Genomic DNA, 25,703 nt, shown 5'->3' on the forward strand with positions numbered 1-25,703 from the left:
ATCAGGGAACCTGTCTTTTGTTTTGCATCGTGTGTCTATTTATTCTCACGGCATTTGTCATACACACGGAGAGCCACGGCTAGTACAGCCCAGACAGGCATAGGCTTATCTAAGTCATGCAACCATTCGGGAGACGTGATGATTCCTTCTGCGAGGGCACGCTTACCTATTTCTAGCTTCCAAGCGGCTATAAAATTCTCAGAGGGGGACTTTTTTTGATCATACTGGATTAAATTGTAGGTTTTGATTATATTTTGTAGCTTTTCCGCATAGTCTGGGTCGGTAGCATATCCGGCTTGTTCCAGCTGTTTGGCTGCTTGATAAGGAGTAGCTGCTTGAATGACGGATTGATAGCGAGGACTTAATAAAAGCTGTGAGTGGTCTTCAATGGATTCAAGAAAGCTATTATAGGCTTTGAATTCTTGTGTTTTCGTAACCCAGGAGCCTTGAATATATTCTTTGGTTTCTACATGAACAGAGCCTGCTGGACCTACTCCCTTTATGCCAAAAATGTTATGGGATGTCCGACCCGTAGCAGTGTCCCTTGGAATAAAGTTACCAAATCCAGATTCCAAAATTGCTTGAGCAATGGTTATAGAGGCGTAGATATTATACTTTTCAAAGGCGAGCCGAGCTGGTGTACTCACAAGCGAAATGAAATCAGAGAGTTCCATAAAAAAGCACCTCCTTATGACCGGATATTGGAGTCAAAGAAGGTACTTATAGTGAGATAAGCACCTCCACTATGTATCATATTGGGAGGGTGCCATTTTGCTTGGACGACTGTTTGGAAAATACAAATTTAAGGCTTGCGTGGCTGAAAATATTGAATTCTGCCGTTGAATAGATGAAGCTCTCCTTTTACTTCACGGGCTAAATAACGACTGTATTCGTTGCCTTTACTTTTATCGTTCTGAGTTGCTGTGTCGGGAATACTAACCTGAATGAATGCCCGCTCCTGATTGTCTTTTAGACGTGTGCCTACACCAATGATCACATATTTATAAAGATTCTGATCTTTGCCCTTTAAAATGAAAAATGTGTCTTTTCCTTCTGCAGGTTCTTCGATATGATAGGGAAAGGAGGCATCTGTATAGTTCCAATCCAATTGTTGTCCTGTTTTACTGGTTTTATTTCGGTATTTTTGTAAAAATGTTTTGACATCTTCAAGAGTAACCGTGGAGGCGATGGAACCATCTACTAGATATACATAGGCGGATTGCATATTCACGAATCAGTTCACTCCCATATCAAAAATACGAATTTTCTTCCACATTTAGTGTAGCATTACAGTTTAGGCTTCTGCAAGCGGACACAAAATACGGAAAGCAATTGATTATATTTTCTGAAAATAGTACAATGATGAAAATTTATACTTGTAGAGAGACAAAAATCAGTTGGGGGAATGGGAAAATGAAGGATACAGCGGTACGACAGGTGCATGAAGCGTTAAATACATTACGAGCAATCAATGTTGTGAACAAAGATGATTGGGAAAGAGCTGCAAAGGCGGCGAATTTGGATTCGTCCGTACAATTAAATATTTTGTGGATCATTTGCTGTTACGAAGGAGTACGTGTTACGCAAATTGCTGATTGGACGTTTTGGCATCCCTCATCTATTGTCATTCATATAAAAAAGCTAATGGAAAAACAATTAGTAAGCATTGAAAAATCCGATATTGATGGAAGGGTTGTTCATGTCTACCCTACAAGCGCAGGTCGCGAGGTTATTGAAAAAAGTAGGAAAAATACGCCCAGTCTATTCCGTTTGACTGAGGCTTTGGAAAAATTAAAAGAACGATACTCTGTTGTAGTAGTAGAACTGTTTTTTGAGTGCATGTTATTCCTTGCTCAAACCTTGCACGGTGAAGATAAGGTGAAATGGATTCAGGAAGGAGAAGAGCGCTTTCCTGAGAATCAAAGCTCTGCCGGATGAATATCCTCTGTAATAAGTACGGGATATAAAGATAAAAGTTTCAAATGATGTAAAAAAGGTTACATTTGAACGTGAGCTTTTTTACATGTAAGAATTGGGCTTGATTGATAGGAATTTTTTTATCTTCTTCTCATATTCTAATTAAGCAATCGTAGGGTTTATGACTAGTCGGATGAAGAGATAAAAAATTATACAAGACGGGAGGGTATCGCGATGGAAGCAATGGAATTGTTGTATGACGTGAACGAAGATGCCAAGGTTCGCTTTCTGGGCTATACAACCGACACGACACGTTATGATTTTGGAATCGTGTATACACATCGTTTTTTCGGGAAACCATTGGTGGTATGTATGCAGACAGGGCAATCAACGTTACTAAGTTCAGAAGACACAATAAATCCTAAACATTTGCAACAAATCTTTAAATTGAGTTGTCTTACCCAAGCAAAGGAGCTCTCTCAATTCTTTCGTGATAACTTACCGTCCATGCCTTTTCAGGATCAATACTAGCCTAGATCCAGTTATTAACTGGCAATATAACTGGCAATATGACAGCCCCCTTCATTTTCTGAAGGGGGCTGTTTCGTTAGGCAAATAAGATGACTTTGCTGAAATGTGACATACTAATTCAAAGCGTTAAGGTTATTTAAATTGAGATTATAAAGAAAAAAATGATAAAAGTTGTGTTTATTAGCCTATTGACAGTTAAAGTATGTCGTATTAAGATTAATGTAACACATTTATACAACTAATGTGACACATTAATTTGATTCACTTTATTTTGTGAGTACACTTATTTCATAGGGGGCTTATCATGACGACAATCGTTTGTCAAAAATGCGGAGACATCATTGAACATTTAGAATCACCACAGGTGAAAACGCTTTATGGTTTATGTGACTGCCCGTGCCATCAGCATGATAACGAACATGAATAGATTTTGAAGATGTATTTTCGAATATATCAATTTCTTTGATTATGTAGCACACTCTTTATGAGTGTGTTTTTTGCTTTTTCATTCCCTCTTTCAAAGATTTTTATTTACTTCTCCATTTAATTGATAAATAATAAGAAGGATAGAGATAATGGAAATATTTTGTCGAGAGGAGTTACAGTATGAGGAAGAAGAGCTTTCAGCGATGGATAGCTGTTTTTGCCATGGCGACGACATTATTTAGCAGTGTGAACCCTGTTTTCGCAGCTAATTATGATGAAGAAAAAATTTCAGTAAATGGCGATACTACAGCCACTGCCTATGGTATGGACTTTGATGGGGATTATGCTGTATGGGTAGAGGAATCTGGTAAGAATTATTCTGTTGTGCTTTATGATGTAGATGATGAAAGTATAACGAAGAAAATTTCTACTAATAGTTCTAAGAAAGTAGCTCCACGGATTGATGGAAACACGGTAGTGTGGGCTCAAGAAGAGAAAAATGGCTATGAATTATATGCGTACGATTTGAAAAAGAATAAAGAACGGGTTCTTACAAGCCAGAATGCAAGAGTAACTGATCCAGAAGAGATTGCCTTTAAAGACGGTGTAGTAGCCTGGAAAGACAAGCGCGATGGCGGAACAAATATTTATGCGCTTGAAGTAAGTAATAACAAGGAATACCGTATATCCACGGGCGGAAAGGCAAGCCATCCTTCCATTTATGATGACCAAATTGTTTGGCAGGATGAGCGTAATGGAAGAGCTGAACTGTATCAAAATAAATTAGGTTCTTCTAAAGAATTTAAAACGTACTGGGGAAAAGCTAAAACTGCAAAACCGATCATTTCTGATGATGACATCGTTTACTTGAACGAATCAAGCGGTAATATCGAAAAAACACAAGTAGAGAGTAGTAAAAGCAAGGTGCTAACTCACGAAAAAGGAGACGAAGAGCTGTTTGATTTTAACGGACGTTATCTGGTATATGGATCAGGAAGCACATTGTATTATTTAGATACAAACAAAGATAATTTGGTTAAAATCAACAATTACAATCGTAAATTGCCTCCTGTGATGAGCGGACGTTACGTGCTATATGCTACGGGTAAAACGAATAATTTGACATTGAAATTGTTTGATACGAAAAAAGAGAAGAGCCAAACGCTGGGTAAGGACGAAAACATAAAAAATATGGCTTCGCCGGCAGCTAGCAAAAACTATGTTGCTTTCGTGAAGGAAGGCAAAAGAGAGTCTCGCGTGATGCTGTACAATGTAAAAGATCGCAAAACGATTACGATCTCTCCAGAAAAACACGAAGCTGAGCATCCAGTGGTAAGTGATTCTTATGTAGTTTACTACGACAATGATGATAGGGCGTTGGTGTCTTACGATATTGAAACGGGAGAATCAACGAAAATTACGCCGAAGAAAACTGACGTAGTAGAAGGATTGTATGCTATTTATAAAGACCATCTTGTTTGGGTGAGCGGTGGAAAGCGTTCGAATACTGTTAACCTAACGAATTTGAAAAAGAATAAAACTTCTGAGCTTCATGATTCCAAAGCTGGCGTTCGTAGTGTAGCTATCAACAATCAGGCTGTGGCGTTGATTGACGGAGAGGACGATCGTTACCAAGACATTGTCATTTACGATTATGTAGATGGCGGCCGCATCATGAAGGAAGAAGCGGAAAGTGCAAAAGGAATCGGTCTTGGCGAGAAATTTGCAGCTTGGTCTGCTTACAATAGCGATACAAAGAGCAAGGACATTTTCGTATATTCCTTTAAGCTGAATCGTACGGATCTTCTATATGAAGAAGAAGGCGATCAAGAGAATCCAATCGTTTCAAATAATATCATTTTCTATGAGACTGAAGTAGAAAAGGGTGGAGACGCAGTAGATAAATATGTCATGTATGACAGGGATAAACATCGTTTTAGATCTCCATTTGGCAGCGACGCTGATCCATCTGAGATCGCAATCGGCGGCAATCGTTTAGTATGGTTGGATGACCGTGATGATGAGGAAGGTCTCTATACATCTGTACTTGGTTCTAGTGATGACGATGATGATGACGACGATGACGATGATGATTATTTTTACGGCAAAGATGAAGACTAATATGAAACGCAAAAAGGCTGGTAGGATATGATATCCTATCAGCCTTTTTCTAGTAAGCAAATTGCTATCCTTAAAACTAAAACATTTTACCGAAAAAGTATAAAAAGAAAATGCCGGACCCATCTAACAAGGTTAGCCACAGCAAAAGAGACAACGGCGCAGAAAAATGCTGCGTTTTCATTTCGCCAATATAATGATCGGCCATTAAGATGTTGGAGAAGAGAACAAGTAAGATATTGGGAGTTACCATCAGTAAACTTGGAAAGTGCAATCCTTTTGCAATTAGGTTAACTAACGAAGCAGCAAGCAATACGGTAACCCCATATACGACAGTCTCCAAACTAATCTGAATTAGCCAGCGCAGACTGATTTTTTTATAGCCGATCAGGTAGGTGGTTCCGAATAAAAGAATCCAGCTGCAACTAGCGGATATGATGACCCAGTACGCACCGAGATCAAATGACCAATGTTCAAAATGCAAGCTGAGACTAGCTCCATATAAGGCAGAGCCGCCAATAGCAAGGATAAGATACCCAATCCATAACAGGTAGGAATAGGGATTCGTAGTGGCGGATGTGGTAGTAGTGTTCATGTCATTTCTCCTTTTCTCAGGCGGCGTAGGGCGTATCTTATGTATGATCTATCTACTTACTATACGTCATTGAGTCTAGAAAAGTTTCGAAGTTTATCAGATGATTGTCAAAAAAGCCCTCTCCCTGTCAATAGTAGCAAGGAGAGGACTTTTTATTTGTTATTCATGTATTGCCGCTTGGCGTTTTACAACCTTGATGGTTTGGATGGTTTCATCCTCAGGACCTTGAACAGGTAAACCTACACGGAGGTTTTCTTTGATGTAATGAATGTTATCTGCAGTGATAACCTCGCCTGGGAATAAAATTGGAATTCCAGGAGGATACACCATGATAAATTCTGTAATAATACGGCCTTCTGCATGCTCCAGAGGTACAATTTCCGTTTCTGCATAAAAAGCATCACGAGGAGACAGAGAGATGACTGGAATTTCAGGAAGTGAAATTTCAACTAAATCACTTGGCTGTGCATGAGCAAATTCAACAGCTAAATGCTGCAGGGCAGCTACGAGTGTACCGATCGTTTCTTCTGTATCCCCTGCTGTTACAAAGCAAAGAATGTTGTAGAGGTCACTCATCTCAACCTCAATATTATATTTTTCACGCAACCAATTCTCGACTTCCCAACCGGTAATACCGAGATTACGCACATGAATGAGCAATTTAGTCGGGTCCATTGCGTATTCGGCTGGCATACCGAGTATTTCTTTTCCTACACAACGAAGTCGAGGAATTTTGTTAATCGCATCTCTAGCAGTGTTAGCCAGACGGATGGATTTTTCTATCATTTGCTTTCCGTGTATAGCCAAGTGTTGTCTAGCCATGTCTAGAGAAGCCAGTAGAATGTAAGAAGTAGAAGTGGTTGTTAGCATGCTCAGAATGGTTTTCACCCTGTCAACGTCTACAAGCCCTTCTCTTACGTTTAAAATTGAGCTTTGGGTAAGAGAGCCTCCCAGCTTATGAACGCTGGTAGCAGCCATATCTGCGCCTGCCTGCATGGCGGATAATGGCATATCATCATGAAAATGTATATGAACACCATGAGCTTCATCTACAAGAACAGGGATGTTATACTCATGGGCAATTTCTACGATTTGCTGTAAATCTCCCGCGATACCAAAGTAAGTTGGATTGATGACTAATAGAGCAGCCGCATCAGGGTGTGCAGTTAGTGCCTTTCGCACCGCTTTCGGCGTAATACCGTGAGCAATCCCTAGCTGTTCATCCATGATTGGATGAATAAATACTGGAATGGCACCTGCAAAAATAATGGCAGCCGTTACAGATTTATGCACATTTCGAGGCAAAATAATTTTGTCTCCAGGATTGCAAGTTGCCATGATCATGGCCATGATCGCACCGCTTGTCCCTTGTACAGAGAAAAAAGTATGATCCGCACCAAAGGCTTCTGCTGCCAAATCCTGTGCCTCTTTAATCATTGCTTTAGGATGGTGCAAGTCATCCAGTGGGGCGATATTGATTAAATCAATCGATAACGCGTTCTCTCCAATGAATTCTCGGAACGTAGGATTCATTCCCGTTCCTTTTTTGTGGCCTGGAATATGAAATTGAATGGGATTCCTCTCTATATGCGCCACCAATCCGCTAAATAAGGGGGTTTTATCCTGTTTCATTATCGTATCGCCTCACTTTATTTTATAATTGTTTGAAAAACAACAAAATTGAGTATAGCAAATTAGGGGGGGAAAGCAAGTATTTTTTTGCTTAATCCCTATAGTGGCAGGATTTATCCCTTTATTAGCAGAAAGTTTAAGAACAAAGAAAGGAGGGATTTAAAATGAACACCAGAATTACCTCATTGCTTAATATAGTATACCCCATTGTACAAGGAGGATTAGCGCATCTGGCATATGCCGAATTAGCAGCAGCGGTTTCTGAGGCAGGAGGATTAGGACAGATAACAGCTATGTCACTTCCTTCGCCAGACGCTTTACGGACTGAGATTCAAAAGGTGCGTTCATTGACAGCAAAGCCTGTTGGCGTTAACTTTGCTATTGGTCAACATGATCGGCCATTTGAAGAAATGTTGGATGTGGCTATAGAAGAAGGGATTGGCGTTATCAGTATTACGGGAGGAAACCCTGAGCCGCTAATTCGCCGAACGGATGGACATGATATGAAACGCTTGGTGCTTGTGTCAACACTCAGACAGGCACAAAAAGCGGAAGCTGCTGGGGCTGACGCGGTGATGGCAGTTGGTCAGGAGGGAGGGGGGCATTTAGGACGGGATGATATTGGAACCCTTGTACTTGTTCCGCGTGTTGTTGATTCGGTCAGTATACCTGTACTTGCAAGTGGTGGGATTGGCGATGGGCGTGGATTATTGGCAGCGCTTGCATTAGGAGCAGAGGGTGTGGAGATGGGGACTAGGTTTATAGCTACAAAGGAGTGTGTTCATGCACATGCTGCCTACAAGCAGGCACTTATTCAGGCTACAGAGCATGATACCACCGTTATTAAACGTTCATTAGGTACTCCTGCCCGTGTGATAAATACAAAAGGCTCTGCGTATATTTCTGAACTAGAAAAACAAGGCGTAGGATATGAAGGCTTGCGGGAATATATTAGTGGTCAAAACAATCTTCGTTTTATTTACGAGGGGGATGCAGAGCATGGGTTTGGTTGGGCAGGACAAGTGGTCGGCTTAATCCAGGATGTTCCCAGTGTTCAGGAATTGTTCGATCGAATAATGGGGGATGTCAATGCGTTTCAAGCAAATATGCAAAAAGTATTTCAAGGGAAGCAACAGCGATGTTGTTAATTTTTTATTAAAAAGAAGAACAGGTTCTTTACAATAACATGAAAAAGGACCTGTTCTTTTGCATATAGATAATAGAAAGCATCTTGAACTTCCTAGCAAATGCTTCTATTCATGGCGATTCAACATGTACAAACGAGTAAGGACTTGGAATGTTTCCTCTAGGCGAGCTATTAGCAAATCACCATCTCTTAGAATAGGGTCATCCTTATCAATTGTGATCCCACAAAGAATTTCAGCTTTTTTTACCGTCTGTAGGCGTTGAATAAGCTGCAATAGTCCTTTTTCACCTAACTCATTTTGTGAAGTACTATGTGGCTGCATGTGATCCGGTGACCAATGAAAGTATCCCGGCACAAGGGACATGATTTTTTTCAAATGCTTTTCCATGTTATGTCCGATTTCCTGTTTAAACGGAGACTCATAAATAAGGGCATACCAAACAAACAAATGAGTGCCCCACAATCCAATTTGGAAATGAGGATGTTTTTTGTATCCGCGCTTGTCATTTGCCCAAGCCACCCATGTATCCTTAGGGGGATTAACTGTACGCCGAGCATGCTTAGCGACATGGTAAAACATTTCATCTCCCAGTGCTAGTCCAAGGTGAGGAGCAAAATGTTCTCCCAGGAAGGTTAATTTGGGCCGAATTCGATCTTTGATTCCTTCCATTCTTTCGTCTAATCCTTCAATGGAAAATACCTCAAAATCCTCAGAGTGAAAGCCTGAAAAAGTAGTCATATGTAAAACTCCTTTCAATTGAGTGCACGTTTTGTTCTACGTATTTGCAAATGCCTCTTTCCTTTCTCACAAAACAAAAAGGGCGTAAGAGCCGTGAAGAAAGCGAATCTCTCTCCATATGATATCATACCACACTGTTAAGCAGACTATCGGGGACCTTCCCAAAATGTAACTAGTTTGGTTTCTTGAACGAAAAATGGGGTAAGTAAGAAATAAAACAGCATTCCTATTCGTATCCAATAGAAAGGAAATAAATTCCATCTCTCGCTGGTTTTTCTTTAAAAAGACAAAAATACGTGAATGGGAGTGTAACAAAAATAGCTGAACAGTAATAGGATATACAACCCATTCCCAAGGGCTCATTTATAATCTGACTATTCAGTATATTTTTGGGGGATGAAGTGTATGAAAAAAACCTATAACGAGTTAGAGTACAGCAATATCATTGTCTGGTTTGACCGAACTACCTTCCTTTCATTATTGGATACGCTTCATCAGAATGGATTATCTGTCAGAGTCAAAGAAGCAACTCATTCAATTCGGATGGATATTACAACAGCTAGTGGCGGACATCAGCTCGTTTTTGTTAAAAGCGGAGAACGTTACAAGCTGGAGGAATATCATTATGCTGTTCGAGACATAAGGCTAGCGATGATATTGTATCAGTTTATTGAACAGGCAAAAGGGCATGCAGTGGTCAAAATCATTAACGAGCACCAAATCCTGGTAAAAAACATCAGATACGGTGAAGCTGTACGAATTGTTAAGATTAAAGGAGCTGAGAAAAAAGTGATCTATGAAAAAGCATGTAATGTGACCATGGACCAAGTGATTGCTGCCCTGAAAAGAAGAGATGCAGAAGAAAGAATTCCTGTATTGCGTCTAGAGCTTGACTATGAATTAGCAACCCTATACGATGCTATGCAAAGCAGAAATAAGGAGCAGATGCAACGCTCAAAGGCACAATTAAGATTACTGCGTAAGGAAATGTTATTACTGGAAGTATAGCTGAAATCATGATGGAATGGGCAGGGTGAGAATGAACCTTCAAGACACGGAGTTTAGATGAAAAACGGCTTCTTCGTTAGGAAGAGAGGCCGTTTTTCTTGTTATGTACCATAAAATGTGTAACTTTTTTACTAGAAACCGTTTCAAGCAATTGATCTCTTAATGGCTTGGCGGTAAAATGGGGTAATATGAAGTTGGTCGAGAAAGGAAGTATTTCTATGCAGCAAGTTTTACTGGCGATTCAGTCACCGTATGTTCTTCTGGGATTATGCGGATTTACAGTGCTGAGCCTCGTGTATATTATCGTCTTACATGCTAAAATCAATCGTTTACGAAAAAGAATGAATCGGTTCTTTGTTCGAGGCGAGGGAGACAACCTAGAAGAAATAGTAAATCGCTTGCTTGTAGATATGAATGCATGGGAAGGAAAGCTTAGTGATCAGCAATTTATAGTGAATCGATTGTCCCAAAAAATGGCGACACAGGCGGGGAGTATTGCAGTGCATCGGTACAATGCCTTTGGAGAAATGGGAAGTGATTTAAGTTTTTCCTTGGCATTTTTGGATGAACAACAAAACGGGGTAGTGATTACCAGTATTTATGGTCGAGAAGAATCACGGACGTATGCGAAGCCGATTGAAAAAGGAACATCGGTTTACCATTTGTCAGAAGAAGAGCTGATGGTAATTAAAAAAGCGATGACTTCTTCTGTATCCGTTCTATAAATTGTATAAATCTGCGAGATAGTGATAATATAGGAGGTTTTTCCATGAAAACGTCTGTAAACTCTCTAAATCGCTGTTTTCTTTAGAATCCTGTGTTTATTAAGCAGGATTTTTATTTTTGTTTTGTGTATAATAAAGAATAGAGAAGTGTATAAAGATAAAAGTAGGTGATCCGCCTTCATTACCCATTTTGAGTTTAAACTCACGGGGCGGCAAGGTCAGGTTCTACAGCGATCTTTTGTGGATACTTAGCTCCCTTTTCCGCATTACCAGTCAACCAACCAGATACACATACGTAGCCGATTGGTATTTAGGAAAAACAATGAATTGGGGAGATTTGTATGGCACAGCGTTTAGCTACAAATTACGCAAACGCCTTTTTTACCATGACAGAGCAGGAATTAAATCAATTTGTTCAACTCTTTGCAAAGGAAAGAGTTCTCTTAATGGAACAAATATTTGAAAATGGGGATCGTGACATCGTCATTGTGGATGGTAGTTCCGAAATACATCTTGCCTTCCAGAAATTTGAAAATCACTTTATTTGCGACAGTTCCTATACAATCAAAGATATCAGTCTTGCCAACGTGATGCGAAAAGCTATGAAAGCCTTCAGGGGTCACGCTGTTGTGCACCGAATTTACGAAAACTTCACGATTATTTATCATTATGACGAAGGTTCAGTGACAAAGATTGAAGAAGTAAATGACACCGAAGAGTCCATCATCTTTGAGCAGGACGGCGCAAACTACGCCAAGGAATTGCAACATCTATACGCACAAACGTCCAGTGAACAAGAAATTACCCTGTTGCGCGAAGAGACGGATCGTCTCCTAGATCTTCGTAATTGGGTAGGAATACACAAGCCAGACACGGTTTCAGCAATTGATCAAAAGTTATCTGCTGTTTCACATCGTTTGTTTGTATTAGAAGCATAAAAGGAATCAAAAAAGGGCACTGCTGGTGCCCGTTTTTTTGTATAAAATGACCGCTGATATTGCCTATGGGCTTTGTGAGATCAGGATTTTTTGATATTTGTTTGGGATTATTTGTGAAAAAATTTGGTATTTCCAGAAATTTATTTTTAAAAAAGTATTGTATTTTTCTCAGAACCATGATAATTTAAATCTCGTTGGAAAAACTAGATTAGGAACCAGGATTCACTTCAAAGGGTGGACCAAAGACCCGCCCCCGTTAGTGAATGACGCAGGTCCTAGCGATGTTTCATTATCACACATGCTAGGAAGGGGGAACCGGAAGAATGGAATATTCTACTTTCGGAAGACACGTTGCCATTGACACATGGGGAGTACAATTTGATTTACTAAACGATGCAGATTTCTTGAAAAAACAAATGGTAGAAGCAGCAGAAGCATGCGGTGCGACTGTTCTAAGTGTACAGTCTAAACAATTTGCACCTCAAGGAGCAACTGTATTGGTTCTTTTGTCGGAAAGTCATCTTTCCATCCACACCTACCCAGAGCGCGGATTTGCCGCTTTGGATTGCTACACATGCGGGGAGACAGTGGATCCGCAGGTTGCCATTGATTACATGGTTTCTGTATTAAAACCGGAGAAAGTCTTTGCTAAAAAACTAATTCGTGGTTTAGGTGAATTAGAAGTTGTGGAACCAGAAATGAAGCTTTCTGCAACGACTAACGCATAAGACAATCCATTATCGAACACAAACAAGCAGAGGCGTCTAGCTAGTGGCAGACGTCTCATTTTTATTTACACAAAAACAGGGTAGACGAACACGTCACCCTGTTTTTGTCTTCATTACCGGAATGGAGCAGTTACGGTACGTCCAAGATCAGTCACAAGCGCGCCAAAATCGCTACCGACATTAGCGAGATTGCCTGTTACGGTGTTTGGGCCACTCATCATATTCGAGTTTGACGAGGACGAGCGATAGTTGTTGTCGATGCCTTTTACACGCGGTACCATCTTGGAGTCGGATGTAACATAAACACGATGATAAGGAGCTGCTTTCACAACAGCATCGTTTACCTCACGTTCAATGGTATTGCGATTTTTATTATCCTTCAGTTCAATACCGACAACAGCTTCATTTCCATAGACAACGGTGGTAGCCGATTGAACGCCCTTAACCTTCTTAGCAGATGCTGTCATGCGATCAGCAAGCTCACGGTTATAGGCATGATTTGGAGACGTAAGAGAGCGGTACCCATTGTTTGCGTAACCACGCATACGTGTGTCTGCAGATTGGTAAAAGCCCGTGTACGGATAAGTGGCTCTACCGAATTCATTAAAGCCATAGCCGTTGTAGCCATAGTTGTTAATACCATAACCATTTGTTCCAAAACCATTCATGCCATAGCCATTGTAATTACCAGTACCTAACGTTCCAAAACCATTCATGCCATAGCCAGTGTTGTTACCGGTACCTAACGTTCCATAGCCATTCATGCCATAGCCAGTGTTGTTACCAGTACCTAACGTTCCATAACCATTCGTTCTGTAAGATTGGGTTTGAGTCCCTTGTTTTGGAGCAGTTCCGCAAGCAGTAACCGCTGTTAACAGTATAAGACATGAAGCTGTATACAGGATTTTTTTCATGTTTATTGGCCACCTCCATTAGGTAGTGTTAGCAGAAGGCGACCGAATTACTTAGGAAGTGCACTCCAAGGAAAGAGCAGGAAAGGCCAGTCCAGGTACATCCCAAAGGGGTTTATAAACAGAAGTTAGGTTTTTGGATGAAATTAGTCTAGGACACGATACTGGCAGTAGCAAGGCGGTTTGCAGAACTGGCTTGCCATAACAAAACAGAGTAGCCTGTGGGCAAAAAAGCTGGTCTTCCTGTAATGGCTGGTAATCATCAGGAAGCTCTATTGCAGGGATAAACAACACTTCTGCCTGGCTTTGTAACCAAGGTCGAAAGCTTACTCGTTTATTTGTTTGTGCTACTAAGCCAAGTGCTATCTCCTGTTCTGGCAGATCAGGGAGCGGATAGGGGTTGTGTTTACCAAGATTAAAGCTGTAGAGAGGACTACCCCTCCGATCAAAACGATGACTCCCTACACCTGAACGGCGCTTTGGATCATACCAAGCTTTTAATGTGGGAGAAGGAGCTGTTTTTTGCTGATACGCTATTTGGAAATCTTGTGATAAGAAACAAGGGAGTAACAAATCCTGCAAGGCGTGAGGGCTTAACAAGCAAATCGTTTGCTCTGTTGGGATGAAAAATGAAATCTGCAAAGGATTAAAGCTAGCAAACCAGAGCGCTTCTGTTTGCATATATTCCCAAGCGGTCTTGGCGGGTAGCCTACGGAATTCATAGGAAAAAGGACTGGTGAATAAAGGCTTCAGGTATAAACGGGTTTCTTGCTCGAAAATTTGGACCTTCCTTGAATCAGCATAGGTGCGTTTATGCATAGAAATAGTTGCTGTAAAACTCTCAGGAAGTTCAGGTAATGAATGGTTGCTGACATGATCTGCTAAGGAGCGGTCAAATATACGGGGAGATCCATAACTCATATTGCGTGGAACCAGGTATCGATGATCAGAATGAAAAAAACGGCAAGAAGCCCAGTTTGCTAAAGGCAGTTCTGGCTGCTGCAATAAAGTCGGGGTAATAGCGTGTAAGGAGATGCTCCCATCTTGCCAAATCAAGCCAAGCTCTCCCTGATATGATAACTGGTTGTGAATGGTAGAGCGAAGAAGGTGCTCTTCTTCCAAATAAAAGCGAAAAGCAGCTAAGCCTTTGGAAGGATTGGCTAAAGCATCCAGTAGCTTCTCTTGGAATGCATTGATTACATCAGTAGCCAATTCTTCATGAAAAATTAGGGAGCTGTTCAATCAAAAGCCTCCTTTACTGAATTTTTAAACAAATGTAACGGAAAATCCACTTCATTCACGACTAAAAAACGGTAAGATGAAGTAGGTGAAAAATGTACCTTTTTTATCCTAGCTCAATTAACAGATAGGCGGGAGCTGTTACACAAAATGCAGTGGAATGTGGCTCGGTTACTGTACAATTCGCTCCCCATCCGCAAATAATGGAAGAAAAAATCTTACTTATTCGGCCATGAATCCAACCAGTATGCATCTGCCTAAAACCGGTAGGATGACGGCAGTCTCGCACTAATAAAAAATAACAGTCCATTTGTTCGCTGTGATATAGATGCTGATAACCGCTCAATATAAGGGAAGGAAGTTTTCCATCCATGTGAAGAAGTGGCGGCGAAGAAATTTCGTCCTCTGATAACAGCGTTGGTAAGGAATAGAGGAGATGGGCCCCTGTTAAGTCCTCTGGCCCGTCCAAATCAATGGCAGACTCCTCTAATATGCAGATAGAGGGGTATAAGGTTCCAATGGAATGAAAGGGTTGATAACTCTTATGGCCTTCCAACGAAGTAAGTCGTAATTGCGATGCTGCGTGTAATAATTGTCGTCTATGAAAAGGCTTTTGCAAGTAGAGTCGCAAAAGACCTGCAAAAATTTCGGTATCAACCCAGAAAAGCTGGGAGACATTTAATGGAGATGGGGCTGCTCTTTTCTGTTGTTCTCTATGCTTGATCTGAGAAATGGAGAGCCGATTAGCCAGTTGGGCATACAAATTTGTTATAAGCGCGTTCATAGTAGGATGCCATTGTTCAAAAAAGGTGGCACCATCCTGATATTGAATGAATCTAGCTTGAGGCCTTACTTGAGATGTAGATTCTAGTGTCACGCGCCAAAATTGCGACTGATAAAAGCTGCCGTCGCTACGACAGAGCCAATGCTTCTCTTGCTGGATTTTTATTTGAGACTGCAACATGTTCGGTATTTTTTCTTGGAAAAATCGTTTATGCTCCAAGCCCATTTTACTGATCAGAAAATCCCAGTCATGAAATTCACCTAACATCTCTAAAGTAGTTGGGGGAGGGAGCTGTTTTTCATGTTCGCAAAACCTTTGGAAGACTTTCCATCTATTCTCATGTAAGACAAGGTTATTACGCGCTTGATGAAAGGCGGCAATTGCAGCTGATTCGGTTAGGTGAAAGATGGTGGCTTGTCCCATCTCTTTTTTTGTTGACCAGAGTGTTACACGTAAAATACTATGCATGCAGGATTGTTGAGAGTCAGCAAGTCCATCGCTCCAGGAGAAGGTCTGAGACTGACATTCGGTGATGTGAATAGTCAGCAGTAAGCCAAATTGATCAGCAAGCCGTAATAAACTTGAACAAATGGATGATAAGGTGGGCGATAGGACAAATGGATCGGTGGCATGGGGCATATCAAATCCTCCTTCCGTGCTATAGAGCCATTTCGTTGAGTGTAACATGGACCGCAGTCAAGATATGGCAAAGCATGACGGAGGAAATAGCGAAAGTTCTCGACAAGAATCGGGTATTTCTCCACATTTTATAGATTGTAAAATAAGCCTATTACCTGTTATTATGGAGTGTATGCAAAGACGAGGAGGAACTTATGAAACGCCTTGATATTCGTAATATCGCAATTATTGCCCACGTTGACCACGGGAAAACGACACTGGTTGACAAACTTCTAATTCAGTCCGGTACATTCCGTAGCAACCAACATGTGGCTGAGCGTATGATGGATTCCAACGATCTAGAACGTGAACGTGGAATTACAATCTTAGCGAAAACCACATCTGTAAAATATATGGATTACACCATTAACATTCTGGACACGCCTGGTCACGCCGATTTCGGTGGAGAGGTAGAGCGTATCATGAGCATGGTAGATGGTGTTTTGTTGATTGTTGATGCTTTTGAAGGTTGCATGCCACAAACTCGTTTCGTTTTACGTAAAGCATTAGAAGCAAATGTGACGCCGATTGTTGTCGTGAACAAGATCGACCGTGATAACGCTCGTCCACAAGAAGTAATCAACGAAGTCTATGATCTATTTATTGATCTAGATGCTACAGAAGAGCAATTGGACTTCCCAATCGTATTTGCTTCTGGTATTAAAGGAATTGCCGGTAAAGAGCCGGATAACTTATCAGAAGACTTAAAACCATTATTTGAAACCATTATTGAAGGCATTCCAGCTCCTGAAGCAAATGAAGAGGAGCCATTACAATTCCAAGTAACAATGCTTGATTATAACGACTTCCTAGGTCGCATTGGGATTGGTCGCGTTTATCGTGGTGTTATCAATCTAAATGACCAAGTATCCGTTGTAAAACGTGACGGCAGCATCAAGAGAATGCGTGTACAGAAGCTGTTTGGTTTCCAAGGTCTGAACCGTGTGGAACAAAAAACAGCACGTGCAGGTGATATTATTGCTGTTGCTGGTTTAGAGGATATTAACGTAGGGGAAACGGTTTGCAACGCTGATAAGCCAGATCCATTGCCATTATTGAAAATTGATGAACCTACACTGCAAATGACCTTCTTGGTTAACAACAGTCCATTTGCTGGTAAAGAAGGAAAGCACGTTACCTCTCGTAAGCTGCGTGACCGCCTAATGGCTGAGCTTGAAACAGACGTATCCTTGCGTGTTGAAGAATCTGATTCAGCAGATGCCTTCATTGTTTCCGGACGAGGTGAATTGCACTTGTCTATATTGGTTGAAAACATGCGTCGAGAAGGCTACGAGCTAGGAGTTTCCAAACCAGAAGTAATTATCCGTGAAATTGATGGTGTGAAAATGGAACCAACTGAGCGCCTTATCATTGATGTTCCGGAAGAGCACACAGGTCCTGTAATGGAAACATTGGGAGCTCGTAAAGCTGAAATGGTGAACATGATCAACAATGGTTTTGGACAAGTTCGCTTGGAATTCCTAATTCCTTCTCGCGGATTGATCGGTTATCGTACCGAGTTCATGACCATTACACGTGGTTACGGTATCTTGAATCACTCCTTTGATAGCTACCGCCCAGTTGTACCTGGTATCGTAGGTGGCCGCCGTGCAGGTGTATTGATTTCAAATGATACGGGTACTGCAAGCACATACGGCTTAATGTCAGTAGAAGATCGTGGCGTCATGTTTATCCACCCAGGTACTGATGTGTATGAGGGTATGATTGTTGGAGAACATAGCCGTGATAATGACTTGACTGTTAACGTCATCAAGGAAAAGCACGCTACCAACGTTCGTTCTGCTAACAAGGATGAAACGGTTAAAATGAAAACTCCGCGTATCCTATCGTTGGAAGAAGCACTTGAGTACTTAAACGATGACGAACTATGTGAAGTAACACCTCAATCCGTTCGCCTACGTAAAAAATACTTGAACAAGTCGGATCGTGAACGTTATAACAAAACAAGACGCTTTGAATAAAAAGTTTCGTTTTGCTAGCGTATAAATAAATGAGGGAAAAACAGCCGTTTTGGAAGCACTCCAAGGCGGCTTTTCTTTTGACTAGGCAAGCAAAGATTGCTACAGTAGACATGTTAGACATAAAGCTCATAGACAAGAAAACCACGAGGTGAAATAGATTGAAAATTGGATGTCATATTAGTGTAGCAAAAGGATTAGAAAAGGCTGCTATGCAAGCTGTTCATCTGGGAGCAGAATCCTTTCAGGTGTTCACGAAGAACCCACGGGGTCTTAAACCTAAAAAAATTGACCACAAAGATGCAAATAGAGGCGTAGAAATTATGACCAAGCATGACATTACACTGGTGTGCCATACGCCTTACATTACAAATCTCTCAACACCGAAAGAGGATTTACAGGAAGTAACAATTCGCTCCATCGTTGAGGATTTGCACATTGCTGAAGCGTACGGTGCTGTTGGTGCAGTAGTTCATTGCGGTAAGCATGTGGGAGAAGGCGAGGAATATGGTACCAAGCGGATGGTGGAAACGCTCGATTTAATTCTAGAGCAATACAATGGCCCCGTGAAGCTTTTACTGGAAAATACGGCTGGACAAGGTACCGAGCTTGGTTTAACCATTCAGGCGTTAGTTGAAATTCGCAAAGCAACGAAACATCCAGAGAAAATTGGATATTGCTTTGATACATGTCATGCTTTTGCTGCAGGACAATGGAATGAAGAATCCTTTGATAAATTATTGGAGGATATGGAGCAGACTGGATATTTGGATCATCTAGTTTGCATCCATTTTAATGATAGTAAAGTTCCTTATGGTAGTCGAAAAGACAGACACGAAAAGATTGGAAAAGGTGAAATTGGCAGCGATGCATTAGCAAAATTCTTACGCTCTGAGAAATTGCAGCATTTACCTGTTGTTCTTGAAACACCAGTCGATGATGAACAGGAATACGCTAAGGAAATGGTTTACGTTCGCGATCTAAAAGGATAAAAATAAAGGAGAGGTAGAGAATGGAGTTATTAGAGCTAGCGTCCATTTATGACCCTGCAAATCCCGAGGTATTAACATGGTATGATCATTTTTTTATGTGGGCTGATTTGCAACGTTATTGGATCATTTTTGTGTACTTATTACTTGTTTATTATCTGGGATTTGCAGAAAAGATACGCATGCCTATACTAAAAACGGCTCTATTGATTATCCTGCTCTTGCTCGGTTCTGTTATTTTTGCCATCCTAGATACACAACTACCGGTGCGTGGTGGATTATTTGTAGCTATTATTATTCTGACCATTGTCAAATTACGTACGAGAACCAAGGGTACTCGTGATACAGAGGCAAAATCATGAGACTTGCGGATGCCTTGTTTAACTGGCTGCAAATTAAAGTCGTCATGGATTTTCGAAAAAACGATCGTTCTGCAAGCGATACAGAGGCTTTTTTTCAGCAGATTTTGCGTGAGGATCATAAGATCGATCAACTTCAGGTCCAAATTGAAGAAGCTAGATATCTTGTGACGTATACAATTGATAACGAGCTGCATGAAATGACATTTGATCGTGAAGCTGTAGACGCTTTGTTGACTGCCATTGAGAATGAACCTAAATATGCAGATTAAGGGAAGTCATTTTCTTGCAAGCCTTTTAAAAACTAAGAGGATCATGGTAAAGGAATAGGTTAGAAAAAAGCTCTGCCGGCTTAACAGCGGCAGAGCTTTTGTTTGTTGGCAGATTCAATGTATGCTTTTCGATTAATACCATCAATCGCGTAATGCCTCAATCGTACCCAATACGATATGGGCTAGTCTTTAAAGCCTGTTACACCTCAGGCATAAAGGGTTTGTATAACCATTATCGTTGTATTTTGTTTTTACGAAGCTAAGTCCAGCACCAGTTACGATTGTACCAAGCAAGATTGGGATGATTCCCTTTAGCATCGAAATTTACTCCGAGTTTTAGAATGACACTCCAATAATTCTCCATTCCCTGTAAGTTTTGGCTTACTTTGCGCAACCTTTCGCGACCAGGAACCGTCTAGTGAACAGATCATATACAAAGGGGCAGGTTTAATGAATAAAAAAGTAATGACTTTATCGGTAGGAGTAGTGTCCGCTGGCGTACTTTTTGCTGTCGTCCCGATGATGGCTAACGCTGACAACGAAATGAAGTCATCTACCACAGCTATTTCAGCTACTTCAGATACAAAAACAACGGCTCCCACAGATAAAGAGACGCCTTTATCCAGCCATGCGAAAAATATGACGCCAGCAGGCCAAGTACGGGAAAATTATTTATATAACATAGAGAATCTAGAACAGGAAAACAAGCTGTTTTTGCAGATGCTCCTAAAAGATTATAAGGATCGAATATATGTTGTCGTAAAAGACCCAAATATGAACTTTGAGAAAAAGCTCAAGGATGTTATTGAAGAGTATGGAGATGAGTGGCAAAGTATTTTCAAAGAAGATTTTGACCATATTTATCTGTCTGTACGAGCGTTAGAGAAAGGGTTTGATTCCTACTCGGAAGAAACGACAAACGGTATAACGACGGTCGCTGGCAAGGTGCAACCAGGTATAACGAGGGTGGTTATCACTTCTGAAAAAGGAAATAGAGTAGAAGTGCTTCAATTCTCTTCAAAGCATACGTTTCGTGTAAGCATGCCGCAAGCATCTGCAGGGGAATTGCTAACACTACAGGCTTATCAGCAGAATAAATTAGTGGAAAGTGCTAAATTACGAATTAAAGAAGCACCTGTACTGACCGAAAATGCCTTGATTTATTCCCTGGCAAAATATAATTCACAAAAGAACGAGATCTCCTTCCAAGGGAAAGTAAAGAGCTCCGCTGATCAAGTCAAAATTACGTATAACGGAATAACGAAAGAAATCCCGATCAAACAATTCTGGAGCTATGTAGGTTCCTTCTCATGGCAAATGCCGGTAACAGGTGATGCAATTCCGTCTTCTGCTAGTGTGGAGGTCTTTTCTAAGGGTAGGCTCATTGATCGTCAAACCATTCAGGTAATAAATATCTGGAAGGGTGTGGATGGAGTCTGGGATATGTTTAAACAATGGCAGGGGGATGCCTTTTTCGATAAAAAAGATAAGATGCTTCGCTTAAAGGGGAAATGGGACGACCTAAGGGAAAAATTGGAGAAATTACCGAAACAAGCCTTAGACTCAATGAAAGTAGTGGTAACATTCCCGGATGGCAAGAAGCATGAACAAAAAATGGAAGCTATCATTGAACAGGGGAATCGCGATGAGTATGTGTTAAAATTCCCGTTCAAGGGTTCTAATCATAAGGTTACAGCAGTGCATGTTGCTTTTTATAATGGGGATAACTTGTTGTATGAGCAGGACGTAGAGGTTAAAAACTATGCGAAGTTAAAGTCAACGGACACCCCGCAATATGATAAAGAACAGCAAAAAGAACAAAAAAAGCAAGAGAAAGAGCAAAAAAAGAAAGAAAAGGAGCAGGAAAAACAAAAGAGCTGGAAAGAGAAGTGGGAAAGCCGTTGGCGAGACTAATAAAGTAGAACCAAACAGATAGAAAAAGCCAGGCAAAGCTATGTCCTGGCTTTATGACGTAGCGGAAACATTTATGGATGATAAGATTGTACATACGCAATAATTTCCCTTATGTAATCACCAATAATAGGAATGGACAAAAATTTTGATAACAGAGAACCTAACAACGCTAGAACAATGGCCGTACCAATAGTTAGTCCTAACCCTCTAGCTAAGCCAGCGACAAAATTGGTCCAGATTAAACGCCGCGGGGTCGTATAATTAAGAACGATATCAGCCAACCGAATATCTTCCAAATACAGACCTATCTTGTGCAGAGTAGCATTCAATTGGCGAACCTGTTGCAATTCCTCTATTGCCTTTTCTAATTCCTGAACGAGACGATCGGGGGAAACGGGTGGAGTGCTCATAAATCTCTCCTCCTTATGTTTATGATAAGAATGGTATCTTTTTCATATGGCATCATTGCTAGAGCACGTAAGCCCATGTACAATAAACAATATGTAATGAAAAGAGGAGGATGATGATATGGCAGAAACAGTAGCACAATCATTATCTGAAGAATTGTTTGAATATCTACAACATGAACGTTATGTGACTTTAGGAAGCATTGATTACGAGACAAAGGCCCCTGTTTTAAGTGCGATATCCTGGATAGTAGCAATAGATAATCATACGATTCGAATTGCTCTGGATAGTCGTTCGCGGATTCTTACAAATGTAAGTCAGGACCCAAAAGTAGTGCTTAATTTAATTGGCTGTGGTTCTACTTATGCGATTAACGGAATCGCTAAGGTTATAGCAGACAAAATGGAAGGCGTGCCGCTTAAATTAAGCATGCTGGAAGTCAAAATTGAAAGCGTACGAGATATTATGTTTTATGGTTCTCGTATCAGTGTAGATCCACAATATGAAAAGACCTATGATCAAAATGCAGCGGCCAAGCTAGATCAACAGGTATTGACAGCACTTCGCTCATAAGCTATTACTTAGCATAAGCGAAAAGATTCGTGCTCATGCAAGCTTTTACAAAAACAATAATAAGTGCTTTCAAAAAAGAAAGATGGTTATCCCATCTTTCTTTTTGTTTTATGTACATAAAAAATATCATGCAGGCAATAAAAAAGGCTAACTAGGCAAATAGGCTGGATAGTTAGCCCTCCGGCTATTCCTTCTTACGCAGAAAAAAGACTTTTATCAGGAAACATTAAGCTTCTGCTGTAAAAGTAATAGAACGCTCGTACATTTTAGCGGCTTGCTCAAAGCGTTGATTCTTCAAATGAATGTGACCCAATAATTGGTAGGTTTTAATTAAAAACGCTTGCATATTCTTGATTGTAAAATAACCTCTTGCATTTTCTAAATGGACGAGAGCTTCATCATCTTCTCCCTGCATTAACATTACTTCAGCTAAGATAAATTGTGCCTCAGCCAGCATTTTTTCATTATCAGAAGAAATCACAGATTGACAAAGGGCTTTTGCTTCGTCTAAACGTTTTTGTAAACGATATACATCAGCTAGAGCGATACGTGTAAAATTCAGAAGCTCGTCTTCCATTTGATTAGATAAGAATTTCTGAGCTTGTTTCAAACAGGTTTCTGCTTTATCGTACACCATTGTTTCTTTGTACATAAGCCCTAGGTTTAATTGCACTTCCGCTAAACGAACAGGATTGTTGGCGATTTCAAAAATAGATAAGGCTTGTCTATAGAAGGATTCTGCTTCTTGATATTGTTGAATTTGATGATAACAATTTCCTAGCGATAAATAAAGGTCGCCGCTCTTATATAAGATACCATAATTTTTGTTTAATTCTTTTGCTTGCTGTAAATGCTCAATTGCTGAGTAAAATTCACCTAATTTACTATGCATGCTTCCTACATGCAACAAAACAGAAATACGCAATAAGCCGCTAATTTCATAACGATTTAATAATTGAAGTGCTTCGTTCAACAGATGAACGGCTTTTTCTGGCTGATCGTGCTCACAATAGAAGTGACCGAGGGAGTCTAGAGCGCGGATCAAGACAGTAGGGTTATCTGAGTCTTGGGTGAGAACAATACTATTGCTATAGTGATCTTCTGCTTGTTCCAAGCGACCGTCCACTTCAGCTATTTTTCCTTTTGCCCAGAGATAAACACCCTCTTCAGATTGTGGAATAACAGCACCTTGAAGCTTTAACAACCACTTACGGGCAATTTCCCACTCCTGTTCATCAATGCGATTAATTATGTGGCGTAAGGAATTTTGAATTTCGACAAGCGTGAAAGAAGGGTTTTCGGTTTCAGTCCATAGTTCTTTAATTTCGGTATGTAGTCGTTTTGCCAATTGTTCCAAAATTTCAGGCGACGGAATAACCTGACCTTTTTCAATTTGACTGACATAGCTGCGATTACAAATGCCTTCTGCCAAATCTCCTTGTGTCATCTTTAGCCTTTTGCGGAATTCGCGCAGTCTTTTTCCTACTTGCGTCATATAGCAAACACCCTTGTTATTAATTTTGATTGTTTCGTGAATATTATCATTATACAACTTATTATACAAAATGTAACAATTAAATTTAGGTTGTGAAAGAAAAATACAGTATCAAAATTAAAGTTTTAGTCTAATTAAGCAGTCTTTTTTTATTAGCATATATAAACAAACACGAAAAAGAGGCGATATAAAGCCTCTTTTTCGTGTTTGTTAAAAATATATTGATATAATAAATTCGTTATAGTGCTCATCAATTTATTTGTGGAGCAAAGATAAACGAGCAATTTTTTCGGGTTGTTGGGAATGGGTACTGATTCTAAGAAGCACCTCATAGGAACGTACGACATACTGAGTAGATCGTTCAGCCGTAAAATATTGCATAGCTTGTTCTAAATGATAGAGTGCTTGCTCATAATTCCCGCAATCGGTCAAAATATTAGCATAATTCAAGTTGATCTCTGCTAATAAATGTGAGTTGTTGCAATTGTGAATGATGCTTTCACAGAGCTCCTTTGCTCGTTGATAGTAACCCATATCCCGATAAAGATGAGCCAGCTCGTTTGTAGCGTTATTAAACCAATGCTTTTGATCCAATTTTTGTAAAATATCAATAGCTTTTAACAAGTATTCCTCGGATTTTTCGTAGCATTTCGTTACCCGATACAAGATGCCTAAGTTATTGTAGGTATTAGCAATTAGCTTTTCATCTGGTACGAGCTTTAGTACATCAAGGGCGAGAAGGTTATATTTCTCAGCCTGCTCATGCTGGTGCAGATGCAGATGACAAATAGCTAAGCCCATGTAAATAGAGGTGCTCTTGTACATGGTTCCATACGCATCATTCAATTGGACTGCTTGGTTTAGCAGCTCGATGGCTGAATAGTACTCTTCTAAACTTCCATGCATTTTAGCAGACGTATATAGAAGGGAAATTCGTAATAAACCACCAATCTCAAAACGATTCACCAATTGCAATGCTTCGCTTAAGAATGGTATCGCTTTTTTCGCCTGACGAGTCATTCCATAGTAATCTCCTAAGGATTGAAGACTGCGTACTAAGGAAACAGGATCATCTACGTCACGAGCAAGGGAGATGCTTTCGAGCAGTAGCTCCTCTACTTCCTCAAACCGTTGATCATGTAAGGCTAATTCTGCTTTGGCCCATAAATAAATGCATTGATCCTCCGTCCGCAGCTGCTGACCTTTTAATTTAAATATCCACTTGCGCGAAATTTCAATATCATTTGCTTCTAAGCGGTTTACAATATGCCGCAATGCATTTTGAATTTCTACTTCTGAAAATCCAATAGGCGATTCCGATTCAGTCCACAGCTCTTTTAAATCGGTTTGTAAACGCTTAGCTAATTGATCAAGAATTTCAGGTGATGGTATAACATTTCCCTTTTCGATTTGACTAACATAACTACGGTTGCAAATACCAACAGACAATTCTTCTTGAGTCATACGTAGGTTTTTACGGAAGTAACGTAAACGCTTACCAACATGTGTCACAAATATATCCACCTTTTCCCGTTTTTATTTTTTATTATACATAGAAATTACTAAATTGACATATTTTTCTTACTATTATAAGATAT

Annotated in this window: 26 protein-coding genes; 15 read left to right on the top strand and 11 right to left on the bottom strand. The window is 40.3% G+C overall.

Going from position 1 to position 25,703, the window contains the following annotated elements:
* Window positions 1-35 precede the first annotated feature (35 nt).
* Complete coding sequence (locus QZ995_RS19800; RefSeq protein ID WP_301810339.1) at window positions 36-674, bottom strand: glycoside hydrolase family 73 protein; 639 nt, start codon at window positions 672-674, stop codon at window positions 36-38.
* 128 nt (window positions 675-802) lie between these two features.
* Complete coding sequence (locus tag QZ995_RS19805; RefSeq protein ID WP_301810342.1) at window positions 803-1,231, bottom strand: DUF1885 family protein; 429 nt, start codon at window positions 1,229-1,231, stop codon at window positions 803-805.
* A 182-nt stretch (window positions 1,232-1,413) separates the two neighbouring features.
* Between QZ995_RS19805 and QZ995_RS19810 the strand changes: the two genes are divergently transcribed.
* From QZ995_RS19810 to QZ995_RS19825, 4 genes are all read left to right on the top strand, one after another.
* Window positions 1,414-1,938 (top strand): MarR family winged helix-turn-helix transcriptional regulator, encoded by a 525-nt coding sequence (locus QZ995_RS19810; RefSeq protein ID WP_031413398.1) that lies wholly within the window; start codon window positions 1,414-1,416, stop codon window positions 1,936-1,938.
* Between the two features lie 213 nt (window positions 1,939-2,151).
* Entirely contained in the window at window positions 2,152-2,448 is a 297-nt protein-coding gene (locus tag QZ995_RS19815) for a DUF3055 domain-containing protein (RefSeq protein ID WP_301810346.1), read from the top strand.
* A 304-nt stretch (window positions 2,449-2,752) separates the two neighbouring features.
* Window positions 2,753-2,875, top strand: a complete 123-nt coding sequence (locus QZ995_RS19820; protein WP_081476759.1) for a GapA-binding peptide SR1P — start codon at window positions 2,753-2,755, stop codon at window positions 2,873-2,875.
* A 179-nt stretch (window positions 2,876-3,054) separates the two neighbouring features.
* Window positions 3,055-4,995: a TolB family protein gene (locus tag QZ995_RS19825; protein WP_301810352.1), complete on the top strand. Its 1,941-nt coding sequence runs from the start codon at window positions 3,055-3,057 to the stop codon at window positions 4,993-4,995.
* A gap of 76 nt (window positions 4,996-5,071) precedes the next feature.
* On the opposite strand, the gene QZ995_RS19830 is transcribed toward QZ995_RS19825, so the two are convergent.
* Together QZ995_RS19830 and QZ995_RS19835 are read right to left on the bottom strand one after the other, a co-directional pair.
* The gene (locus QZ995_RS19830) at window positions 5,072-5,587 is read right to left on the bottom strand and encodes a hypothetical protein (protein ID WP_301810354.1); all 516 of its coding nucleotides are present in this window, start codon (window positions 5,585-5,587) and stop codon (window positions 5,072-5,074) included.
* 159 nt (window positions 5,588-5,746) lie between these two features.
* Window positions 5,747-7,219: an aminotransferase class I/II-fold pyridoxal phosphate-dependent enzyme gene (locus QZ995_RS19835; protein ID WP_301810356.1), complete on the bottom strand. Its 1,473-nt coding sequence runs from the start codon at window positions 7,217-7,219 to the stop codon at window positions 5,747-5,749.
* A 164-nt stretch (window positions 7,220-7,383) separates the two neighbouring features.
* On the opposite strand from QZ995_RS19835, the gene QZ995_RS19840 reads away from it, so the two are divergent.
* Window positions 7,384-8,367 carry an NAD(P)H-dependent flavin oxidoreductase gene (locus QZ995_RS19840; RefSeq protein WP_301810357.1) on the top strand — a complete coding sequence of 328 codons (984 nt, stop codon included), beginning with the start codon at window positions 7,384-7,386 and terminating at the stop codon, window positions 8,365-8,367.
* Between the two features lie 105 nt (window positions 8,368-8,472).
* Here the strand turns inward: QZ995_RS19840 and QZ995_RS19845 are convergent, their stop codons facing one another.
* A complete protein-coding gene (locus tag QZ995_RS19845) occupies window positions 8,473-9,105 on the bottom strand; it encodes a YktB family protein (protein ID WP_301810359.1) in 633 nt (210 codons plus the stop codon).
* Window positions 9,106-9,510: 405 nt separating this feature from the next.
* On the opposite strand from QZ995_RS19845, the gene QZ995_RS19850 reads away from it, so the two are divergent.
* From QZ995_RS19850 to speD, 4 genes are all read left to right on the top strand, one after another.
* On the top strand, window positions 9,511-10,113 hold the full coding sequence (locus QZ995_RS19850) for a hypothetical protein (protein WP_301810361.1): 603 nt from the start codon (window positions 9,511-9,513) through the stop codon (window positions 10,111-10,113).
* Window positions 10,114-10,331: 218 nt separating this feature from the next.
* On the top strand, window positions 10,332-10,838 hold the full coding sequence (locus QZ995_RS19855; RefSeq protein WP_301810364.1) for a DUF4446 family protein: 507 nt from the start codon (window positions 10,332-10,334) through the stop codon (window positions 10,836-10,838).
* 341 nt (window positions 10,839-11,179) lie between these two features.
* Window positions 11,180-11,776 carry a hypothetical protein gene (locus tag QZ995_RS19860; RefSeq protein WP_301810366.1) on the top strand — a complete coding sequence of 199 codons (597 nt, stop codon included), beginning with the start codon at window positions 11,180-11,182 and terminating at the stop codon, window positions 11,774-11,776.
* 323 nt (window positions 11,777-12,099) lie between these two features.
* Complete coding sequence (gene speD / locus QZ995_RS19865) at window positions 12,100-12,504, top strand: adenosylmethionine decarboxylase (protein ID WP_003336632.1); 405 nt, start codon at window positions 12,100-12,102, stop codon at window positions 12,502-12,504.
* Window positions 12,505-12,617: 113 nt separating this feature from the next.
* Here speD and QZ995_RS19870 read toward each other — a convergent pair whose 3' ends face one another.
* The 3 genes from QZ995_RS19870 to QZ995_RS19880 all read right to left on the bottom strand — a co-directional run bounded on the left by QZ995_RS19870 (window position 12,618) and on the right by QZ995_RS19880 (window position 16,077).
* Window positions 12,618-13,418: a YhcN/YlaJ family sporulation lipoprotein gene (locus QZ995_RS19870; RefSeq protein ID WP_301810371.1), complete on the bottom strand. Its 801-nt coding sequence runs from the start codon at window positions 13,416-13,418 to the stop codon at window positions 12,618-12,620.
* A gap of 51 nt (window positions 13,419-13,469) precedes the next feature.
* Window positions 13,470-14,657, bottom strand: coding sequence for a hypothetical protein (locus QZ995_RS19875; protein WP_301810374.1), 1,188 nt, complete (start codon window positions 14,655-14,657; stop codon window positions 13,470-13,472).
* A gap of 103 nt (window positions 14,658-14,760) precedes the next feature.
* The gene (locus QZ995_RS19880) at window positions 14,761-16,077 is read right to left on the bottom strand and encodes a hypothetical protein (RefSeq protein ID WP_301810376.1); all 1,317 of its coding nucleotides are present in this window, start codon (window positions 16,075-16,077) and stop codon (window positions 14,761-14,763) included.
* 194 nt (window positions 16,078-16,271) lie between these two features.
* On the opposite strand from QZ995_RS19880, the gene typA reads away from it, so the two are divergent.
* The 5 genes from typA (at window position 16,272) to QZ995_RS19905 (ending at window position 21,629) form a co-directional block, all read left to right on the top strand.
* Window positions 16,272-18,098, top strand: coding sequence for a translational GTPase TypA (gene typA / locus QZ995_RS19885; RefSeq protein ID WP_301810379.1), 1,827 nt, complete (start codon window positions 16,272-16,274; stop codon window positions 18,096-18,098).
* Window positions 18,099-18,256: 158 nt separating this feature from the next.
* Entirely contained in the window at window positions 18,257-19,087 is an 831-nt protein-coding gene (locus tag QZ995_RS19890; protein ID WP_301810382.1) for a deoxyribonuclease IV, read from the top strand.
* Window positions 19,088-19,107: 20 nt separating this feature from the next.
* A complete protein-coding gene (locus QZ995_RS19895; protein WP_301810385.1) occupies window positions 19,108-19,446 on the top strand; it encodes a YlaH-like family protein in 339 nt (112 codons plus the stop codon).
* A complete protein-coding gene (locus tag QZ995_RS19900) occupies window positions 19,443-19,715 on the top strand; it encodes a hypothetical protein (protein WP_301810386.1) in 273 nt (90 codons plus the stop codon). Before QZ995_RS19895 ends, QZ995_RS19900 begins: the two co-directional genes overlap by 4 nt.
* Before the next feature lie 450 nt (window positions 19,716-20,165).
* Window positions 20,166-21,629: a hypothetical protein gene (locus tag QZ995_RS19905; RefSeq protein ID WP_301810387.1), complete on the top strand. Its 1,464-nt coding sequence runs from the start codon at window positions 20,166-20,168 to the stop codon at window positions 21,627-21,629.
* A gap of 71 nt (window positions 21,630-21,700) precedes the next feature.
* Here the strand turns inward: QZ995_RS19905 and QZ995_RS19910 are convergent, their stop codons facing one another.
* Window positions 21,701-22,039, bottom strand: a complete 339-nt coding sequence (locus QZ995_RS19910) for a DUF5665 domain-containing protein (RefSeq protein WP_301810389.1) — start codon at window positions 22,037-22,039, stop codon at window positions 21,701-21,703.
* A 118-nt stretch (window positions 22,040-22,157) separates the two neighbouring features.
* Here QZ995_RS19910 and QZ995_RS19915 point away from each other — a divergent pair, with 118 nt between their 5' ends.
* Window positions 22,158-22,610 carry a pyridoxamine 5'-phosphate oxidase family protein gene (locus tag QZ995_RS19915; protein ID WP_301810390.1) on the top strand — a complete coding sequence of 151 codons (453 nt, stop codon included), beginning with the start codon at window positions 22,158-22,160 and terminating at the stop codon, window positions 22,608-22,610.
* Between the two features lie 226 nt (window positions 22,611-22,836).
* Here QZ995_RS19915 and QZ995_RS19920 read toward each other — a convergent pair whose 3' ends face one another.
* A complete protein-coding gene (locus tag QZ995_RS19920) occupies window positions 22,837-24,105 on the bottom strand; it encodes a helix-turn-helix domain-containing protein (protein WP_301810393.1) in 1,269 nt (422 codons plus the stop codon).
* Between the two features lie 255 nt (window positions 24,106-24,360).
* A complete protein-coding gene (locus tag QZ995_RS19925; protein ID WP_301810396.1) occupies window positions 24,361-25,617 on the bottom strand; it encodes a tetratricopeptide repeat protein in 1,257 nt (418 codons plus the stop codon).
* Window positions 25,618-25,703 lie beyond the last annotated feature (86 nt).

Source organism: Brevibacillus laterosporus, assembly GCF_030489605.1.
Classification (GTDB): domain Bacteria; phylum Bacillota; class Bacilli; order Brevibacillales; family Brevibacillaceae; genus Brevibacillus_B; species Brevibacillus_B laterosporus_E.

What these genes read in the sequence shown, in the direction of transcription:
- QZ995_RS19840 (WP_301810357.1), top strand. Translation starts at nt 7,384, where the DNA reads ATGAACACCAGAATTACCTCATTGCTTAATATAGTATACCCCATTGTA.
- QZ995_RS19830 (WP_301810354.1), bottom strand. Translation starts at nt 5,587, where the DNA reads ATGAACACTACTACCACATCCGCCACTACGAATCCCTATTCCTACCTG.
- QZ995_RS19850 (WP_301810361.1), top strand. Translation starts at nt 9,511, where the DNA reads ATGAAAAAAACCTATAACGAGTTAGAGTACAGCAATATCATTGTCTGG.
- QZ995_RS19900 (WP_301810386.1), top strand. Translation starts at nt 19,443, where the DNA reads ATGAGACTTGCGGATGCCTTGTTTAACTGGCTGCAAATTAAAGTCGTC.
- QZ995_RS19915 (WP_301810390.1), top strand. Translation starts at nt 22,158, where the DNA reads ATGGCAGAAACAGTAGCACAATCATTATCTGAAGAATTGTTTGAATAT.
- QZ995_RS19825 (WP_301810352.1), top strand. Translation starts at nt 3,055, where the DNA reads ATGAGGAAGAAGAGCTTTCAGCGATGGATAGCTGTTTTTGCCATGGCG.
- QZ995_RS19870 (WP_301810371.1), bottom strand. Translation starts at nt 13,418, where the DNA reads ATGAAAAAAATCCTGTATACAGCTTCATGTCTTATACTGTTAACAGCG.
- QZ995_RS19810 (WP_031413398.1), top strand. Translation starts at nt 1,414, where the DNA reads ATGAAGGATACAGCGGTACGACAGGTGCATGAAGCGTTAAATACATTA.
- speD (WP_003336632.1), top strand. Translation starts at nt 12,100, where the DNA reads ATGGAATATTCTACTTTCGGAAGACACGTTGCCATTGACACATGGGGA.
- QZ995_RS19920 (WP_301810393.1), bottom strand. Translation starts at nt 24,105, where the DNA reads ATGACGCAAGTAGGAAAAAGACTGCGCGAATTCCGCAAAAGGCTAAAG.
- QZ995_RS19905 (WP_301810387.1), top strand. Translation starts at nt 20,166, where the DNA reads ATGAATAAAAAAGTAATGACTTTATCGGTAGGAGTAGTGTCCGCTGGC.
- QZ995_RS19845 (WP_301810359.1), bottom strand. Translation starts at nt 9,105, where the DNA reads ATGACTACTTTTTCAGGCTTTCACTCTGAGGATTTTGAGGTATTTTCC.
- QZ995_RS19820 (WP_081476759.1), top strand. Translation starts at nt 2,753, where the DNA reads ATGACGACAATCGTTTGTCAAAAATGCGGAGACATCATTGAACATTTA.
- QZ995_RS19910 (WP_301810389.1), bottom strand. Translation starts at nt 22,039, where the DNA reads ATGAGCACTCCACCCGTTTCCCCCGATCGTCTCGTTCAGGAATTAGAA.
- QZ995_RS19800 (WP_301810339.1), bottom strand. Translation starts at nt 674, where the DNA reads ATGGAACTCTCTGATTTCATTTCGCTTGTGAGTACACCAGCTCGGCTC.
- QZ995_RS19815 (WP_301810346.1), top strand. Translation starts at nt 2,152, where the DNA reads ATGGAAGCAATGGAATTGTTGTATGACGTGAACGAAGATGCCAAGGTT.
- QZ995_RS19880 (WP_301810376.1), bottom strand. Translation starts at nt 16,077, where the DNA reads ATGCCCCATGCCACCGATCCATTTGTCCTATCGCCCACCTTATCATCC.
- QZ995_RS19895 (WP_301810385.1), top strand. Translation starts at nt 19,108, where the DNA reads ATGGAGTTATTAGAGCTAGCGTCCATTTATGACCCTGCAAATCCCGAG.
- QZ995_RS19855 (WP_301810364.1), top strand. Translation starts at nt 10,332, where the DNA reads ATGCAGCAAGTTTTACTGGCGATTCAGTCACCGTATGTTCTTCTGGGA.
- QZ995_RS19860 (WP_301810366.1), top strand. Translation starts at nt 11,180, where the DNA reads ATGGCACAGCGTTTAGCTACAAATTACGCAAACGCCTTTTTTACCATG.
- QZ995_RS19835 (WP_301810356.1), bottom strand. Translation starts at nt 7,219, where the DNA reads ATGAAACAGGATAAAACCCCCTTATTTAGCGGATTGGTGGCGCATATA.
- typA (WP_301810379.1), top strand. Translation starts at nt 16,272, where the DNA reads ATGAAACGCCTTGATATTCGTAATATCGCAATTATTGCCCACGTTGAC.